Annotated in this window: 14 protein-coding genes; 9 read left to right on the top strand and 5 right to left on the bottom strand. The window is 71.9% G+C overall.

The window, feature by feature from the left end:
• Positions 1-13 precede the first annotated feature (13 nt).
• The 6 genes from HNR67_RS34505 (at position 14) to HNR67_RS34480 (ending at position 6,235) form a co-directional block, all read left to right on the top strand.
• Positions 14-1,375 carry an aminotransferase class I/II-fold pyridoxal phosphate-dependent enzyme gene (locus HNR67_RS34505; protein ID WP_185006767.1) on the top strand — a complete coding sequence of 454 codons (1,362 nt, stop codon included), beginning with the start codon at positions 14-16 and terminating at the stop codon, positions 1,373-1,375.
• Between the two features lie 68 nt (positions 1,376-1,443).
• Complete coding sequence (locus tag HNR67_RS34500) at positions 1,444-2,124, top strand: response regulator transcription factor (protein WP_185006765.1); 681 nt, start codon at positions 1,444-1,446, stop codon at positions 2,122-2,124.
• Positions 2,124-3,497 carry a sensor histidine kinase gene (locus HNR67_RS34495; protein WP_185006763.1) on the top strand — a complete coding sequence of 458 codons (1,374 nt, stop codon included), beginning with the start codon at positions 2,124-2,126 and terminating at the stop codon, positions 3,495-3,497. Before HNR67_RS34500 ends, HNR67_RS34495 begins: the two co-directional genes overlap by 1 nt.
• A gap of 136 nt (positions 3,498-3,633) precedes the next feature.
• Positions 3,634-4,827 carry a JmjC domain-containing protein gene (locus HNR67_RS34490; protein ID WP_185006761.1) on the top strand — a complete coding sequence of 398 codons (1,194 nt, stop codon included), beginning with the start codon at positions 3,634-3,636 and terminating at the stop codon, positions 4,825-4,827.
• Positions 4,824-5,063 carry a hypothetical protein gene (locus tag HNR67_RS34485; protein WP_185006759.1) on the top strand — a complete coding sequence of 80 codons (240 nt, stop codon included), beginning with the start codon at positions 4,824-4,826 and terminating at the stop codon, positions 5,061-5,063. The genes HNR67_RS34490 and HNR67_RS34485 overlap by 4 nt, the downstream gene beginning before the upstream one ends.
• Complete coding sequence (locus HNR67_RS34480; RefSeq protein ID WP_185006757.1) at positions 5,063-6,235, top strand: JmjC domain-containing protein; 1,173 nt, start codon at positions 5,063-5,065, stop codon at positions 6,233-6,235. The genes HNR67_RS34485 and HNR67_RS34480 overlap by 1 nt, the downstream gene beginning before the upstream one ends.
• Before the next feature lie 40 nt (positions 6,236-6,275).
• Here HNR67_RS34480 and HNR67_RS34475 read toward each other — a convergent pair whose 3' ends face one another.
• From HNR67_RS34475 to HNR67_RS34460, 4 genes are read right to left on the bottom strand one after another with little or no spacing between them, the layout of a single operon-like run.
• Positions 6,276-7,550: a pyroglutamyl peptidase gene (locus HNR67_RS34475; RefSeq protein WP_221490151.1), complete on the bottom strand. Its 1,275-nt coding sequence runs from the start codon at positions 7,548-7,550 to the stop codon at positions 6,276-6,278.
• Between the two features lie 31 nt (positions 7,551-7,581).
• Entirely contained in the window at positions 7,582-8,907 is a 1,326-nt protein-coding gene (locus tag HNR67_RS34470; protein ID WP_185006755.1) for an MFS transporter, read from the bottom strand.
• A complete protein-coding gene (locus tag HNR67_RS34465; protein WP_185006753.1) occupies positions 8,904-9,818 on the bottom strand; it encodes a 5-oxoprolinase subunit C family protein in 915 nt (304 codons plus the stop codon). The genes HNR67_RS34470 and HNR67_RS34465 overlap by 4 nt, the downstream gene beginning before the upstream one ends.
• A complete protein-coding gene (locus tag HNR67_RS34460) occupies positions 9,815-10,435 on the bottom strand; it encodes a 5-oxoprolinase subunit B family protein (protein ID WP_185006751.1) in 621 nt (206 codons plus the stop codon). Before HNR67_RS34460 ends, HNR67_RS34465 begins: the two co-directional genes overlap by 4 nt.
• A gap of 121 nt (positions 10,436-10,556) precedes the next feature.
• Between HNR67_RS34460 and HNR67_RS34455 the strand changes: the two genes are divergently transcribed.
• Positions 10,557-11,261 carry a GntR family transcriptional regulator gene (locus HNR67_RS34455; protein WP_185006749.1) on the top strand — a complete coding sequence of 235 codons (705 nt, stop codon included), beginning with the start codon at positions 10,557-10,559 and terminating at the stop codon, positions 11,259-11,261.
• A gap of 287 nt (positions 11,262-11,548) precedes the next feature.
• Here the strand turns inward: HNR67_RS34455 and HNR67_RS34450 are convergent, their stop codons facing one another.
• Positions 11,549-15,334, bottom strand: a complete 3,786-nt coding sequence (locus tag HNR67_RS34450) for an AAA family ATPase (protein WP_185006747.1) — start codon at positions 15,332-15,334, stop codon at positions 11,549-11,551.
• Between the two features lie 201 nt (positions 15,335-15,535).
• On the opposite strand from HNR67_RS34450, the gene HNR67_RS34445 reads away from it, so the two are divergent.
• Positions 15,536-16,360 (top strand): Kelch repeat-containing protein, encoded by an 825-nt coding sequence (locus HNR67_RS34445; RefSeq protein ID WP_185006745.1) that lies wholly within the window; start codon positions 15,536-15,538, stop codon positions 16,358-16,360.
• Positions 16,361-16,718: 358 nt separating this feature from the next.
• Complete coding sequence (locus HNR67_RS34440; RefSeq protein ID WP_312989670.1) at positions 16,719-17,009, top strand: DMT family transporter; 291 nt, start codon at positions 16,719-16,721, stop codon at positions 17,007-17,009.
• The last annotated feature ends 68 nt before the right edge of the window (positions 17,010-17,077 follow it).

The following is a 17,077-nucleotide window of genomic DNA, read 5'->3' as shown; positions in this document are numbered from 1 at the left end:
GGACGGGAGGGTCATGCACGCCGATCTGAGCCGGATTCTGTCGGTCGTCGAGGAGGGATCGGCCACGGGCATCGCCGCGGCCATCAACCGGCTGATCGGCGCGGGCGAGTTGTCCATCGGCACCCGGCTGCCCACGGTGCGCGCGCTCGCCCAGGCCCTCGGCGTCAGCCCGACCACGGTGAACGAGGCCTGGCGCTCACTGGCCAGGGTCGGCGCGATCGAGACCAAGGGCCGCAACGGCTCCTTCGTCACCGCCCGCACGCACAGCGCCGAACCCACCCGGTTCTGGCGGCTGGCCGGCGATACCGGCCGGTTCGCCCGCGACCTCTCCGCCGGCGTGCCTGACCAGGCATTACTGCCGCCGATCGGGCCCGCGCTGGCCCGCATCGACGGTCAGCCGCCGCTGTCGGGCTACCTGGACGCCCCGGTGCTGCCCGAACTGGACCGCCTGGTCCGCAAGGCATGGGCCTCGGTGTGCGATCCGGAGACGCTGACCATCGTCAACGGTTCCCTGGACGGCATCGACCGACTACTCGGTCAGTTGCTGCGCCTGGGCGACCGGGTGATCGTGGAGAACCCGACCTTCCCGCCGTTCCTGGACCTCCTGGACACCGTGGGCGCCAGCGCGCTGCCGGTGCCGGTGGACGACGAGGGCATCCTGCCCGACGCCCTCGCTGGTCAACTCCGCCGCGACCCGGCGGTGCTGCTCATGCAGCCGCGCGCGCAGAACCCGACCGGCGTCAGCCTCACCCAACGGCGAGCCGACCAGTTGGTAGACAAGCTGCGGGCTCACCCGGACGTGGTGATCATCGAGGCCGACCACTCCGGCGACGTGGCCCTGGCCGAGGCGGTCAGCTTCGCCGGCGCACTGCCCGACCGGGTGGTCCGGGTGCAGAGCTTCTCCAAATCGCACGGCCCCGACCTGCGCCTGGCCGCCCTCGGCGGACCGGCCGCCATCGTCGAACCGCTGATCGGGCGGCGGCACCTGGGCGCGGCCTGGTCCAGCCGGTTGCTGCAGGAGGTCCTGGTCGGCCTGCTCACCGACCCTGGCTGCGTGGCCGCGGTGGCCACCGCCCGCACCGTGTACGGCCAGCGCCGCTCCGCCCTCAAAGACGCCCTGACCAGCCGCGGCATCCGCTCCACCGGCTGGGACGGGATCAACCTGTGGATCGACGTGGCCCGCGAACGCGAGGCACTGGTGACCCTGGCCGCCCAGGGCATCGGCGCGGCCCCCGGCTCCCCGTTCCTGGTCGAACCCAGCGGCGGCGACCACCTGCGCATCACCACCGCCACCCTGCCGGTGAGCGAGGCCGCCGCGGTGGCCGACGCCCTGGCCGAGGCGGCCCGCCCGTACCCGCCCTACAGCCGGGTCTGAGCCGGGCCGGGAAAGTTCCTGAAACATCCTTCAGGCACCCGGACGGGTGATCCGCCAGGCTGAGCGGCATGCGGGTGCTTGTGGTGGAGGACGATCTGCGGCTGGCCGGACTGGTGCGCCGCGGCCTGACGGCCGATGGCTTCGCGGTCCAGGTGTGCCATGACGGCAACCAGGGCCTGGCACTGGGCAAGGCCAGGGCTTTCGACGCGATCGTGCTGGACATCATGCTGCCCGGCCGCAACGGCTACCGGGTCTGCGCCGACCTGCGCGCCGCACAGGTGTGGACACCGATCCTGATGCTCACCGCCAAGGACGGCGTCTACGACGAGGCCGAGGGCCTGGACACCGGCGCGGACGACTACCTCACCAAACCGTTTTCCTACGTGGTGCTGGTGGCCAGGCTGCGTGCGCTGATCCGCCGCGGCCAGGCCGCCCGGCCCGCCCTGCTCACCGCCGGTGACCTCACCCTGGACCCGGCCACCCGCCGCTGCCACCGCGGCCCGGCCGAGATCCGCCTGACCAGCAAGGAGTTCCAGGTCCTGGAGTGCCTGCTGCGGCGGCGGGAGGAGGTGGTGAGCCGGGCCGAGGTGATCGAGGCGGTCTGGGACAGCGCGGAGGAACCCGCGCCCAACCTGGTCGAGGTCTACATCAGCGCGCTGCGGCGCAAGATCGACGCCCCGTTCGGGCGACGCAGCATCACCACCATCCGATCGGTCGGTTACCGGCTCGGCGCGGACGGGGGCGCGTGATGCGACGGCTGTCCTCGATGCGGGCCCGGCTCACCCTGCTGGTGGTGGCCGTGGTGGCGCTGCCCGTGCTGACCCTGGCCGCGCTGCTGCCTGGACTGATCCGCGACCAGCTCCTGACCCAGGCCAGGCAGCGGGCCGAACACGCGGTGAGCGGCGGCGAGTGCGCCGGTCACCTGGCCGGGATCGCCGATCCCCAGGGGAACCTGCCCGAGACCCTGCAGTACACCAAGTCCTGTGCCGGATTCGGCGAGAACGTGGAGTTCGCCGTGCCCGCCGGGCCGCCCAGGACGGTGCGGCTCAACCCCGGCCCCGACCGGCTGCTGACCCTGTGGCCCTTCGCCGACCAGCCGGAGAGCCGGCTGATCCGGGTCCTGCCCGGCAACCGCTACACCCCGCTGCCACCGGGCGAGCACCTGTCCCTGGAATGGGCGCAACGGATCCTCGACCGGTGGACGCTCGGCCTGCTCGCCGGCGTGCCGCTGCTGCTCGCCCTGGCCGGCTGGCTCACCTGGCTGGCGCTGGGCCGGATGCTGCGCCCGGTGGCCCGGATCCGGGCGGAGCTGGCCGACATCACCGCAACCGACCTCGGCCGCCGGGTGCCCGAACCGGCCCGCCAGGACGAGATCCACCAGCTCGCCCGCACCGTCAACGCCACCCTGACCCGGCTGGACCAGGCGGTCATCGCGCAACGGCGATTCGTCGCCGACGCCGCGCACGAGCTGCGCGGCCCGATCGCCGCCCTGCGCGGGGAACTGGAACTGGCCACCACCCACCCCGGGCAGGCCGACTGGCCCGAGGTGGTGCGGCTCGCGCTCACCGACACCGTCCGGCTGCAGGACCTGGCCGCCGACCTGCTGCTGCTGGCCCAGCTGGACAACCCCGGCCCGGCCACCGGCGCCGAGATCGACCTCGGCAACCTGATCGGCGAACACCTGGCCGCCCGCGAACTGCCCGCGCACCTGCAGCGCAGCGCCCAACTGCCCAAGCTGCCGGTGGTGGTGCCCGGCCGGGCCGCCGCGCTGACCCGGCTGCTGGGCAACCTCCTCGACAACGCCGAACGGCACGCCGACCGCTACGTCGAGGTCCGGCTGGGCACCGAGGACGGACACGCCGTGCTGGAGGTCCTCGACGACGGACCCGGCATCCCGCTGATGGACCGCGGCCGGATCTTCGAGCCGTTCGCCCGGCTGGACGACGCCCGCGCCCGCGCCGACGGCGGCACCGGCCTCGGCCTGGCCATCGCCCGCCAGATCGCCGAGCACCACGGCGGCCGGATCTGGGCCGGACGGGGGCCGGGCGCGCGCTTCCGGGTCCAGCTCCCACTGGCCCGCCAGGACACGCCACTTCCCGCGGCGACCGTCTTTAGGGGCTGATCATGGGTCCCCATCGGGCGCGGAACCGCCGTCACGCTGGCCAACCGACCGGTCGGCGGCGAAGTTGGACTGATGCAGCATCCGGACCCAGCACCCGCCCCCGGCGCCACCCAGACCCCGCGGACCCGGGACTGAGATGGGCCAGCGCCTCGATCTCGACGACTGGTTCGCGCCACTGGGCCTGACCGAGTTCAGCCGCACCGCGCTCGGTCAGCGGCCACTGGTCACCCCGCCGAGGGCCGCGCTGGCCGACCGGCTGCGTGACGTGCTGGGCGTGCACACCGTGGACGACGCCTTCGGCAAGCGGGTGCGCGATGTCCGGGCCTGGTTCCTGGACCTGGACGGCAACGCCTCGGCCGCCTCGATGCCGGCGGCCAGCGCGCGGCGGCTCTACGACGCCGGCACCACCGCCTACTTCCAGGACGTCGCCGACTTCGACCCGCTCGAGCGCGAGGTGGCCCAGACCTTCCGCGTCTCGCCGGGCTCGGGCAAGGTCCAGCTCTTCTGCAACCGGCCCAGCGCGGTCACCAAGGTGCACTTCGACCCGGTCGACGTGATCACCGTGCAGCTCACCGGGTGCAAGACCTGGCGGATCGCGCCGAATGAGTTCGCGCCGCGCCCGCTCAAGGGCTGGGGCGCGGGCGAGCCGATCGGGCCCAGCCTGCGCACCTACCAGGAGAACCCGCCGCCCGAGACGATCCCGGGCAACGTCAAGGAATACCGGCTCGAACCGGGTTCGGTGCTGCACGTGCCGCGCGGCTACTGGCACGAGACCTTCTCCACGGAGGACTCGATCTCGTTGCACCTGCTGCTGATCCCGCCGCTGCGGATGGATTTCCTGCTGGCCGCGCTGAAGAACGAACTGGCGGGCGAGGCGCACTGGCGCGAATCGGTCTACGACTTCACCACCCCCGCCGAGGCCGCCGCCCGCACCGCCGCCGACCTGGCCGCGTTGCGCGCCGCCCTGGACCGCCTCGACCCGCGCGACCTGGTCCGCGCCCCGCTGCCCACCGCCCCGGTCGGACCGGAGACCCGGTTCACCCGCGCCGGTCAGGCCGCCTTCGGCGTGGACGCCCTCGAACCGGGTGCGGCCCGGATCTCGGTGTCCGCCTACGGTTTCCGCGAGACCCAGACCGCCGCGGTGACCGTGTCCGCGCCCGCACTGCCCGCCCTGCGCTGGGTGAACGCCCTGCCGGCCGGGACCGCCCTCGACGTGGCCGACGTGCTGCGGGAGGCCCCCGGACTGACCAAACCCGAGGCGCAGGACCTGCTGGGGCTCATGGAGCAGACCCGGCTGGTGCGCCGATCCCCCGAGGAGCCCCTGCCATGATCGAACAACCGGACACCCCGCCCGCCGTCGTGGTCAACATCGAGGCAGGCGCCGAGGCCGAGTACTCCGTGCGCCCGGCCGGGCTGATCAGCCGCGAGGGCGGCGACGACGTCATCGCCACCACCACCTTCGGCGAGCTGCGGATCACCACCACCCAGGGCCTCGGCGACTCCTACGCGCACCGGCCGCACCCCCAGATCACCAAGGCGCCCGTCGAAGACAACCTGGAGGGGTGATGTCCCGGCTCGACCTCGCGGACTGGTTCGCCCCCATGGACCTGGCCGGGTTCAGCCAGTCCGTGCTCGGCCGCCGGATCCACCACACCCCGGCCCGCGCCGGGCTGGCCGCCCGCCTGCGGGACACCCTGGAGATCCACTCCATCGACGACGTCTTCGCCAAACAGGTGCGGCGGGTCTGCGCCTGGTTCCAGGACGAGGCGGGCAACACCGGTTCCGCGCTGATGCCCTCGGCCAGCGCGCGGCGGCTCTACGACGCGGGCTTCACCGCCTTCTTCCAGGAGATCGCCGAGTTCGACCCGTTCGAGCGCGAGGTGGCCGAGACCTTCCGGATCTCCGGCCAGTCGGCCAAGGTCCAGCTCTTCGGCAATCGGCCCGGCGCGGTCACCAAGGTGCACTTCGACCCGATCGACGTGATCACCGTGCAGCTCACCGGGCGCAAGGTGTGGCGGGTGGCGCCCAATGAGTTCACCCCGCGCCCACTGCACGGCTGGGGCGCGGGCGATCCGCTCACCCCGGACCTGCGCGCCTACCAGCGCGAGGCCCCACCGGAGCGGATTCCCGCTGACGCCAGGGAATTCGTGCTCGAACCCGGTTCGGTGCTGCACGTGCCGCGCGGCTACTGGCACGAGACGTTCTCCGACCAGGACTCGATTTCCCTGCACGTGCTGCTGACCCCGCCGCTGCGGATGGATTTCCTGTTGGCCGGCCTCAAGAACCAGCTCGTCCGGGACGAGCGCTGGCGCGAGTCGGTCTACGACTTCGAGACCCCGGAGGAGGCGTGCAGCCGTACCACCGTGGACCTGGCCGCGCTTCGCGACGCGCTGGACCGCCTCGACCCGAGGGACCTGGTCCGGGAACCGCTCACCCGGCAACCGGTCGAGCTGGAGACCCGGTTCGTGCGGGCCGGGCAGACCGCGTTCGGCGTGGACGGACTCGACGCCGACACCGCGCGGATCTCGGTGTCCGCCTACGGTTTCCGGGAGACCCAGACCGCCAGCCTGCTGGTGCGCCGGGAGTTCCTGCCCGCGCTGCGCTGGATGGGCGACATGTCCGCGGGCGCGCCGGTGGACATCCCGGACGTGCTGCGCGAATCGCCGGGGCTGAGCAAGGAAGAAGCCCGCGAACTGTTGGGCATGCTGGAGAAAACCCGGCTGCTGCGCCGGGTCTGACACCAGCGGGCGCCGGTGATCCCGGCGCCCGCTGGGAGTTTCAGAGCGTGCCGACGGCGACCGCGAGGATCGCCTTGGCCTGTGCCACGATGTCGGCCCGGTTCTTCTCCAGCACCGGATCGGAGACCTTGTCCGGGTTGGCCGGGTCGAAGAACAGGATCGGCGTGTGCACGTGCCCGCCCGGCACCTTCGCCTTGACCGCGTCCCGCAACAGCGTGGCCCGGTAGGCGATCTCGTTGGACAGGTAGGAACCGCCGCCACCGGCACGCGCCACCGAACCGGGCGTCGGGCCGTTGGGGCTGTTCACCGGCTGGGTCTGCCCGGCCGGGATCTCGGTCACCGCGGTGCGGTCCAGCACCGTGAACGGACCGGTCTTCGCGGCCACGATCTCCTTGTACGGCAACGTGGTCGGCACGAACTCCGGCTGCGGCGTCACCGTCGGCACACCCGCCGGGATCGGGATCCCGGCGGCCCGGTTCTCCCGGTTGTTGTCCGCACCGGTGTGCCAGCGGCCGTTGTAGCGCTCGATGTCGAACTGGCCGACCCGGCCCTGGCTGACCGTGGTGAACAGGTCCACCTGCTTGCGCCCCGGCTTGAAGTGCGGCAACAGGGTCTGCTCCACCACGCCCGCCTCGAACGGCGTCCACAGCACCGGGAACACCGCGGTCTCCACCCGTGCCCGCCCGGACGGGGTGTCGATGTAGGTGCCGTCCAGGGCCAGCGCGGTCGCGCCGCTGGGGTTGGTGCGGCGGATGTCGCCGTCGAGCTGGAACGGGTCGAAACCGGTCAGCACCACCCGCTTCACCCGGTTCCCGGCGGGCAGGTCGATCGAGTCCTGGCCACGCGAACCGGTCTCCACCGCGTCGAGGAGTGCCTTCCGGTCGGTCGGGGAGAGGGTGAAGGCGGGCTGCCACTGGTGCAGCGCCCTGGTCAGCTGCAACCGCGCCCAGTACAGCGGCCGGTCGTCACTGCGCGCCAGGTCGCCGCCTGCCGGGCCACGGCCCTGCACCCGGTCCACCGCGGCCTTCCACAGCTGACGGCTCTGCGTCTGCGCGAGCACCTTGGCCACCCGCAGCGACCTGGTGCGGCACAACGACTTCTCGAACCGCGGCCCGCGCTGGTCGAAGCCGCTGCGGTCGAGGATCTCCTGCGGCACCGGGAGGGTGAGCCGCTGCTCCTCCACCGGGATCGGCGCGGCCCGGTCGAAGCAGTTCGCCGGGGCGGCGGTCTCGGCCGCCACCGCGAGCGGGGCGGCGGCCAGCAGCGCGCCCACAGCCAGTGCGCCGGTCAGGGATCGGCGGATCAACGTGTTCAACTCGCCTCCTTCACAGTCATCTCGCACCCGATCAGGTGCGTGCGGGCTTGTCCAGGGCCGGATCGGCGGCGATGTCCACCCGGCTGGTCTCCGGCGCGACGATCAGCGCGCCGATGGTGAGCAGCAGGGCGGCGGCCACGTAGACGCCGATGGCCACCCAGCTGCCGGTGGATTCCAGCAGTGCCAGGGAGATCAGCGGGGCCAGCGCACCGCCGAGCACCCCGGCCAGCTGGTAGCCGAGGCTGGCGCCGGTGTAGCGCAGCTTGGTGCTGAACAGCTCGGAGATGAACGCGGCCTGCGGGCCGAACATGGCCGCGTGCGCCACCAGCGCGACCACCGTGGCCAGGATGATCAACGCGGTGGAACCGGTGGCCAGCAGCGGGAAGAAGGCGAAGACCCACACCGCCGCGCCGAGCGCGCCGGCCAGGTAGACCGGGCGGCGGCCGTAGCGGTCCGAGAGCGCGCCGAAGAACGGGATCAGCGCGAGCTGGCAGGCCGAGGCGACCAGCACCGCGTTCAGCCCGACCTGCCGGTCGACCTTCACCACGTCCTTGAGGTAGGTGAGGATGAACAGGGTGAAGGTGTAGAAGGCCACGTCGGTGCCGATGCGCGCGCCGATCGCGGTGAGCAGCTCGCGCGGGTGCTCGCGGAAGACGTCGAACAGCGGCAGCTTGGCCTTGGCCTCGGTCTGCTCGACCTGGGTGAACAGCGGGCTCTCGGAGATGGTGCGGCGGATCCAGAAACCGACCAGCACCAGCAGGCCGGAGAGCAGGAACGGCACCCGCCAGCCCCAGTCCAGGAACTGCTCTTCGGACAGCGAGGCCGACATGATCCACATGACCCCGGCGGCCAGCAGGTTGCCGGCGGGCACGCCGACCTGCGGCCAGCTCGCGTTCAGCCCGCGCTTGTTCGCCGCGCCGTGCTCCATGGTCATCAGCACCGCGCCGCCCCACTCCCCGCCCAGGCCGAGGCCCTGCAGGAAGCGCAGGGTGACCAGCAGGATCGGGGCCAGCGCGCCGATCTGGGCGTGCGTGGGCAGCAGGCCGATGGCGAAGGTGGCCACGCCCATCAGCAGCAGCGTGATGACCAGGACGTTCTTCCGGCCGACCTTGTCGCCGAAGTGGCCGAAGATGGCGCCGCCGACCGGGCGGGCGATGAAACCGACCGCGTAGGTGGTCAGGGCCAGCAGGGTGCCGGTGAGCGGGTCGCTGGTCGGGAAGAACAGTTTGGGGAAGACCAGCGCGGCCGCGGTGCCGTAGAGGAAGAAGTCGTACCACTCCAGCGAGGTGCCGATCAGGCTGGCCGCGATCACCTTGCGGCCCGACCGGGCGGTTGGCGTGGGCGCTGAGCTGCTCATCGGCTTGTCCTTTCGGTGCACTGGAATCGGATTCGCTGTCCGGGCCGGACCTGCGCCGCCTGCGGCAGATCCTGCTCGATGACCACCGCGATCACCGGATAACCGCCGGTCACCGGGTGGTCGGCGAGGAACAGCACGGGTTGCCCGTTCGGGGGAACCTGGAGCGCGCCGCCGACCATGCCCTCCGGCGGCAGTTCACCAGGACGGGCGCGGTCGAGGCGGGGTCCGGCCAGCCGGACGCCGATCCGGTTGCTGGCCGGGGTGACCTGGTACGGACCCGAGCACAGGGCCGCGGCGGCGTTGTGGGTGAACCAGTCCTGGCGCGGGCCGAGCAGCACCCGCAGCACCGGTTCGGCGGGAAGTTCCGCGACCGGTGCGAGATCCACGATCGGGTCACCGGCGATGTCGTTCCCGATCGGCAGCAAAGCCCCCCGGACGAGTGGTTCCGGACCGATGCCGGAGAGCAAATCGCTGGCCCGGGAACCGAGCACCGGCGGCAGGTCCAGGCCACCGCGTACGGCGAGGTAGCTGCGCAGTCCGCGTTCCGGACGGCCGATCCGCAGGGTGGTCCCGGCCGGGACGTAGAGCGGCGCGTTCGCCGCGGCGGTGCGCGGGCCGCGTGGGGCCCCGATCGTGGGGGTGCCCAGGTGCAGTGGGGCGGGTGCGCCGGTGAGCGCGACCCAGGCGCCGCGGTGGAAGCGGAGCTGCACGCCGCCGAGGGTGAGTTCCAGGGCGGCGGCGGATTCGGCGTTCCCGACCAGTCGGTTGGCGAGGGTGAACGCGGGCTGGTCGGCGGCGCCGGAGCGGCCGACCCCCATCGCGGCCAGTCCGGGACGGCCGAGGTCCTGGACCAGGGTGAGCAGCCCGGCGTCGAGGACCTCGATCCCGCCGCGCCCGTGCGTCGTGCTCATGCCGCCACCTCCCGGAATCGGACCCGGGTGCCCGCGGTCAGCAACCCGGGCCGGGTCCGCGCGGTGTCCCACAGCACCAGGTCGGTCCGCCCCAGCAGCCGCCAGCCGCCAGGGCTGGAGCGCGGGTAGATGCCGACGAACTCATCCGCGATGGCCACCGCGCCGGCGGGCACGCTGGTCCGCGCGGTGTCCCGCCGCGGCACCCGCAACGCCGGGTCCAGGCCGGTCACGTAGGCGAAGCCGGGCGCGAAGCCGCAGAAGCTCACCGTGTACTCCCCGCCCAGGTGCCGCCGCACGACCTCGGCCGCGGCCAGTCCGGTCAGCTCGGCGACCTCGCCCAGATCCGGGCCGTCGTAGCGGACCGGGACCTCGACGGTGCTGGCCGGCGCGCGCATGCCGGGGGTCGGGGCGTGCCGGTCCAGGTGATCGCGCAGCGTGGCGAAGTCGGTGACGCGCGGGTCGTAGCGGACCAGCACGGTGCGGGCCGCGGGGACCAGTTCGAGCAGCCCGGCCGGGGGCTGGGCGGTCAGCAGCGCGTGCAGGGCGTGCGCCGCCTCGCTGTCGGGCAGCTCAACGAGTGCCGCTGAGCTGCCGAAACGCCGGATGTCCGCGTGCACTGTCCACCCCCGATGTGTCCTGGGTCACCCCATGATGTGGTACGAGTCAACATAAGGATTGTTCAACAAAAGAACAAGACCCGTGTGCCATGATTTTCTTGAGCGCAACGAGGAGGACACGGTGAGCGACGCGCCCCTGGCGGACCTGACGGCTGATCGCGGGCTGCTGGGACGCAGCTCCACGGCCGAGCGGGTCGCGGGCATCCTGCGGGACCGGATCATCGCCGGCTTCTTCCAGCCCGGCGAACGGCTCTCCGAGGAGGCCATCGGCCAGGCACTCGGCGTCTCCCGCAACACCCTGCGCGAGGCATTCCGCCTGCTCAGCCACGAACGCCTGCTCTCCCACCAGCTCAACCGAGGCGTCTTCGTCCGCACCCTGTCCGTGGCCGACGTGGTCGACCTCTACCGGGTGCGCCGGGTGGTCGAGTCCGCGGGCGTGCGCAACCTGGCCAACGCCCCCGAGGGCGGCCTGACCGCGTTGCGCGAGGCCGTCGCCGAGGCCGACCGCGCCGCCACCGACCGCCGCTGGCGCGACGTCGGCACCGCGAACATGCGCTTCCACCAGGCGATCGTCGCCCTGGCCGACAGCGGCCGCCTGGACGAACTGATGCGCCAGCTCCTCGCCGAACTCCGCCTGGTCTTCCTGGTGATGAACGACCCCAAGGCCTTCCACGTCCCCTTCATGGCAGGCAACCGCGACATCCTGGACCTGCTCGAGGAAGGCGCCGCCGACCGCGCGGAAGCCCTACTGGTGTCCTACCTGGACGAAGCCGAACAAACCCTCGTCCGCGCCTACGCCCCCCTAGCCCCCAACCCCACCCCCTGACCCCACCCCCACCCGGTGTGTTGGCCGAAGTGGACGGTGTGTTGGCCGTTGTGGACGGTGTGTTGGCCGAACTTGTACGCCGGTTTGGCTGAAGTGGTACGCGGAGTTGGCCTAGTTGGGTGGGTGAGTTGGGCGGGGCGACGGTTGCCCAGCCCCGGATCGGCCTGGTCGGCGGGGCGGGGCGTTCAAGTTTGGCCAACACGGCGTACGAGAACGGCCAACACGCTGAGGTTGGGGTTGGGGTTGGGGTTGGGGGTGTTCGGGGTGTTGACTGTTGTGGGGTGGGGTTAGGTGACTGCTCGGACGAAGGCGGAGCGGAGTTGGTTGCCGTCGGCGATTACCTGTTGGACGATGACCTGTTTGCCGCGTGGGTCGGCGCCTCGGCGCAGGAGTTCCGGGTCGGCCTGGCCGAAGTCGACGGGGCCGGTGACGCCGCGGAACAGGTTCGAGCCGGTGGTGGCGCGCAGGGCCGCGTACAGCTTGGCTCGGTCGGGCAGGGTGGTGTCGGTGCGGGCGCGTTCGATGGCGTCCAGGAACAGGTTCACCGCGTCGTAGGCCAGCATCACGTGGCCGTTGGGGCCGGAGCGGAAGGCCCTGGCCTGGCCGCCCTGTTCCTTCTGCGCGTCGGCGTGCTGGGTGAAGAACTGCTCGGCCTCGGCGGGGGGCTGGCCGCCGGTGATGCGGCGCCAGCCTTCCTCGGTGGGGCCCAGGGTGGTGAAGTACAGCCTTCCGTCCACATAGGACACTCGGCGGGCGCGTTGCTGTTCGTTGCCTGCCAGGTCGGCGTAGCCCGCGGTCTCCAGCTGGGACAGGTCGTCGGCGCCCAGGATCACGGTGTCGCGGTCGCAGCTGGAGTCGTCGAGTTTCTCCAGCAGGGTGGGCATTTCGTTGGCGCGGCCGGAGTAGATGAGCAGTGGCTTGCGTTTGCGCTGGGCCGCGATCTCGCACATCTCCTTGACCCGGGTGGCCAGCAGGTTGCCGGTGTTGCTCTTGCCTGCCTCATACGTCTGCTCGACCGGCTCGCCCAGGCCACTGCGCAATCGCAGCAGGGTCCGCACGTAGTCGTCCTTGAGTTCGGCGCTGTAGCGGTCGGTCGGGTCGTGCAGCAGGAAGGGCTGGCTGTCCCGCAGCCGGGAATCGTTGGCGGCGAAGGAGATCGCCGCCTCGGCCTGGCGCTGGTTGGGCGGGGCGATCCGGAAGAAGTAGTCCTTGCCGCTGAAGGCGTTGCCGGTGGGCGCGGAGGCCACCATCGGAATCCCCTGCCACGGCCCGATGGCCGAGCCGAGGATCTCGGCGGCGCGGATGGTGGAATCCCTGGTCTGGCCCATGCCGCTGACCCCGATCACCGTCGGGTCACTGTCCACAAGGGACTGGATCTTCTCCGCGGTGTGCTGGGCGAACTCGGAGTTGCCGCCGAAGTTGGCCAGTACCAGGCGAATCAGGAACGGCGGTTTGATGGTGGGGGTGTTGAACCGGTTCCAGGCCCGCTGGGCGAGGTAGGCCCCGCGCAACTCGTTCACGCCCGCGGACAGGTCCCGGCGCGGAACCTCGTTGGCGCTGCTCAACATCGAGGCCACCACGATGGTCGCGTACGGCCGCCTGCGGTCGTCCTCGGCAGGCCGGGCGGCCTCCCGGCGCACTTGGTCGTTCTGTTCGGCGATCAGCCTGCTCAGCTCGGCGACCTCGATGTCGTCGGGCAGGGTCTCGTTGGCGTCGTGCATGAAGTTGCCGATGCCGTCGGTGACGCCGTAGCACTCGCCCTGCGCGGACTTGGTCAGCATCAGGCTGGGGTCGAACACCGAATCGAGGACCCGCCCCGGCGCGAAGAGCCCGTCCCGGTCGCAGTGCACGAGCTGGTGCCGCAGGTAGATCCCGCCGTAGCCGAGCAGCAGCACGGCGACCACCGCGACCGCGGTGCGGCGCAGCGTGTGCGGCGGCGGCCACACCGCGGGGTAGGGGTGGCGGTCCTCGCCGGTGCTGTAGGGCGGCAGCGCGGGGCCGGGCTCGGCGATCGAGTTGTCCTCGGCCAGCCGGACCTGGTTGCGGTAGAAGGAAAGCTGGTCGGCCACGGCAGGCTGGCCTGCGGCGTCGAGGTTGCGGTAGGCGCGCAGCACGTCGTCGAAGAGTTCGGCGCTGCGGCGCACGGTGGAGGTGCTGGAGCGCAGTTTCCACACCGCGATCAGCAGTTCCTCCACCCGGCGCACCCTCGGCCAGTTCAGCCTGCTGCGCAACTGTCGGCTGTGCCGCCAGCCGGGCGCCTCGGCGATGACCTCCAGGTCGGCCACCCACCGGCTGTCGCCGCGGGTCAGCCGGGAGGACAGGTGACTGGCCACCACGTGCGTGTCGCCGAGGGCCAGCGCGTGGTAGAGCCGATCTCCCTGCCGCCCCAGCATGGTGTAGTGGTTGCGCAGTTCGCGGTGCACGTGTTCGTACGGGTATTCCGCGCCCGCGCCGTGCGCGAGCAGTTGCGCGCCGAGCAGTTCGCGCAGCAGCGGGTGCAGCACGATCCAGCGGCCGTCGGCGCTGCGGTCGGCGAAGCTGTAGGTGGACAGCCTGCCCCAGATCTCCTCCGCGTCCCGGTCAGGGACCAGCCGTTGGATGGTGGCCAGGTCGAGCCGGCGCGGGGCGGCCAGGCGGGTGAGCAGGCGGCGGGTCTGGGCGCGTTCGGGCACGTCGGAGCCGCGGAAGCGTTGCAGGAAGCGGACCAGCAGGTAGTCGCCGACCTTCTCGTCCGGTTCCGCGCCTGCCTCTTCCCTGGGCACCCGCTGGGCGAAGACCGCGCGCACCGAGGGGATCACCCGGTCCCGCCGGTACAGCCGGTCCACCACCTGCGTGGTGAGCCGGACCGCCAGGGGGTGGCCCTTGGTGACCTCGTGCAGTTCGGCGACCAGCGCGGCCGAGCGGACGGTGCTGTCCCGGCTGCGGTTCCACTCGTGCAGGAACTGCCGGGTCTGGGCCAGGGTGAACGGCCGCAGCCGCACCGGCAGCACCGCGGCCCCGGCCGGTCCGTGGTTGGCCCGCGCGGTCTCGAAGCGTTGCCGCCAGCCGTGGTAGCGGGCGTGCGCGGCGTCGCCGGGGTCGAACTCATCGGTGTCCTGCGGCGGGATGTCCTGCTGGTCGGGGGTGGCCTGTTTGGTGGCCACCACCAGCAGCGGCACCTCGGGGTGGCGCAGTTTGGCCTCGGCGAGCAGTTCCAGGAGGTCGCTGACCGGGGGTTCGGGCGCGGTGCGGCCGGGCGGGAACAGGTTGACCTCGAAGGGGGACAACAGGTCCGCGCCGTCGAGCAGCAGCACGCAGTTGACCCGGCGGCGCCGTCGGCGGTGGCCCTTGTAGGCGCCGTCGAGGTCGGCCAGGAAGGCGGCCACCAGCAGCCGGTCCACCACCAGGCGGTCCCGGCGTTCCTCGCTGCGCAGCAGGTGCCAGACCTGCCCGATGACCTCGTCGACCTTGCAGCCCTTGGCCAGTCCGAGCACGCCTTCCCCGGCGACCTTCTCGTACCAGCGCCAGGTGGCGGCGAACCGGCGCGGCGCGAGCAGCCAGCGGATCTTCGGCGGGGCGACCACGGCCAGGGTGATCAGCCAGCTCAGCAGCGGCCGGACCAGCCGGGTGAGCCAGTGCGGGGCGGGGGAGGACTCGGCGAGCGAGCCGACCACGTCGGCGATCCGGGGCAGGCCGGTGAGCCGGTGCGCCAGGAGCTGGCGGGCGCGGCGGTGCGGGTCGCCGTCCTCCTCGGGTTCGGCGGCGGTGCTCTGGGCGAGCCGGAGCAGTTCGTAGCGGGGTAGCCGCATCCGGCCGAAGTGCGCGTTCTGGTAGCGGCGGAGTTGGCCGAAGACCGCGTCGAGGACGTCCCGGCAGGATTTGGACCCGGTCTCGTCCAGATCGACCCGCGCCAGCGGCACATCGGGGCGGCAGCGGCGTTCCAGGTGGTCGAGCAGGGTGGTCTTGCCACTGCCGCCGGGTCCGTAGGCGACCACGATGGGCAGTGGCCGCCGCGCCTTGCGGTCGATGAGGGAGGCCAGCAACGCGGCCGTGCTGTCCCGCCCCACCAGGCCGAGGTCAGGCTCCAACGCCACCGATGACACCCCCAGGAAGTACAGCGCGGATCGTGACCGCGTGTGCCATCACAGTAGTCAGCGACTCCGACACCCGAGTGAGGTTGCCCCTTGGGGCGGCCGAACGGGTCAGTCCGGCGGCCGAAAGTGAATGGCTGCCCTAAAGGGAGGATCTGGGTCGAACACGATGTCACCCGGTTGGCGGCCTGGCACCGTTCTCCCATGGGAAGCGTTGCGGTGCTTGACTGCGCAGCGGGGGAGTGGACCAGCGTTGATCCCCTGCCGTCCCGCCGAGCCTGGTGGGGCCATTCCGACGGGCTGGTCCGGCTGCCCGACGGCGCGATCGTGGCGATCGGCGGCGAGGACGGCCACCGGACCGCGCGCGCCGAGGTCTTCCGGTACGACCCGGTGCGGCAGGACTGGTCGGAGCTGGCGCCGCTGGCCACCGCCCGCCGCCGCAACTCCGCGACCGTGCTGGCCGATGGCCGGATCCTGGTGGTGGGCGGGCTGACCGGGCCGAGGGAGTTTCCCGCGCTGGGCCTGGCCAGTGCCGAGCTGTACGACCCGGCGACCGGGGCGTGGACCTCGGCCGGGTCGATGGCCGAGCCGAGGTTCTTCCACCACGCGACGCTGTTGCCGGATGGCCGGGTGTTGCTGGCCGGTGGCAGCACGACCCGCGCGGGCGGGTACACGATGCTGGAGACCGCCGAGCTGTACGACCCGGATTCGGGCCTGTGGACCAGGACCGAGCACTACGACGCGGACGCGGGCCCGCGCAGCCTGGCCGAGGCCAAGCAGGTCGGCCGCACCGGTGACCGCGCACTGGCGTTGCACGCGGGCGGGGTGCTGGTGGCCGGGACCGGTCCGAAGGCCGCGCTGCGGGTGGCGCGTGCGCATTTCGGCCTGGTGGAGCTGGCTGACGGCCGGGTGCTGGTGGCCGGTGGGGTGCTGGTGTCCGGCAGCGGCACCGCCGTGACCGGCGAGGCGATCCCCGCCGCGGGCGAGTTCCCGTTGACCGCCGACGCGGAGATTTTCCGCTTTGCCTGAATCGTCACCGGACTGTCCGCCGAGAGAGCGCGACCACGGCATCGGGGTTGTTCACGCAGGTGAACAGGGGTCTCCGGTGGATGCCCAGAGTCGGGCCTGACCCGACCTGGGGAGGTCCTGGATGCCCCGCGCTCAGGGCGATCCCGCCCGAGTACGCCTTCCGCGACTACCCGAACCCGATGCCGGTCTCCCTACCGATGATGGTTGTCCTGCCGCGCGAGCGCACCGCGACCCCGGCCGCCGCGGGGTTAGGCTGATCATCTCCGCCACCGCCCCGGCCACCACGCCCGGCCGCGATCACACCTGGGGAAGGTCACCCATGCCTTGGCTCCTGCTCGCCGGAGCGATCCTGGCCTAGATCACCGCAACCCTGTCCCTGCGCGCCAGCAACGGTTTGTCCAGACTGCTGCCGGTGGTCTTCGTGGTCCTGGGTTACGGCATCGCCTTCACCCTGCTGGCCTTCGCCCTCAAACAGATCAACGTCGGCATCGCCTACGCGATCTGGTCCGGCGTCGGCACCGCGGGCACGGCAGTGGTGGCCAGCATCCTCTTCAACGAGAAACTCAACCCGGTGGCGATCACCGGCATCTGCGTCGTCGTCGCCGGAGTAATGATCATGGGCTTCTCCGGCAGCGCCACCCACAGCTGACCCGGCGTACGACAACGGCCAAACCGGTGTACGACAACGGCCAACACACGGTACAAGAACGGCCAACA

The organism is Crossiella cryophila (assembly GCF_014204915.1).
Taxonomy (GTDB): Bacteria; Actinomycetota; Actinomycetes; order Mycobacteriales; family Pseudonocardiaceae; genus Crossiella; species Crossiella cryophila.
Note: the sequence above shows the minus strand (reverse complement) of the source record. Positions and strands in the feature narration are given on the sequence as shown.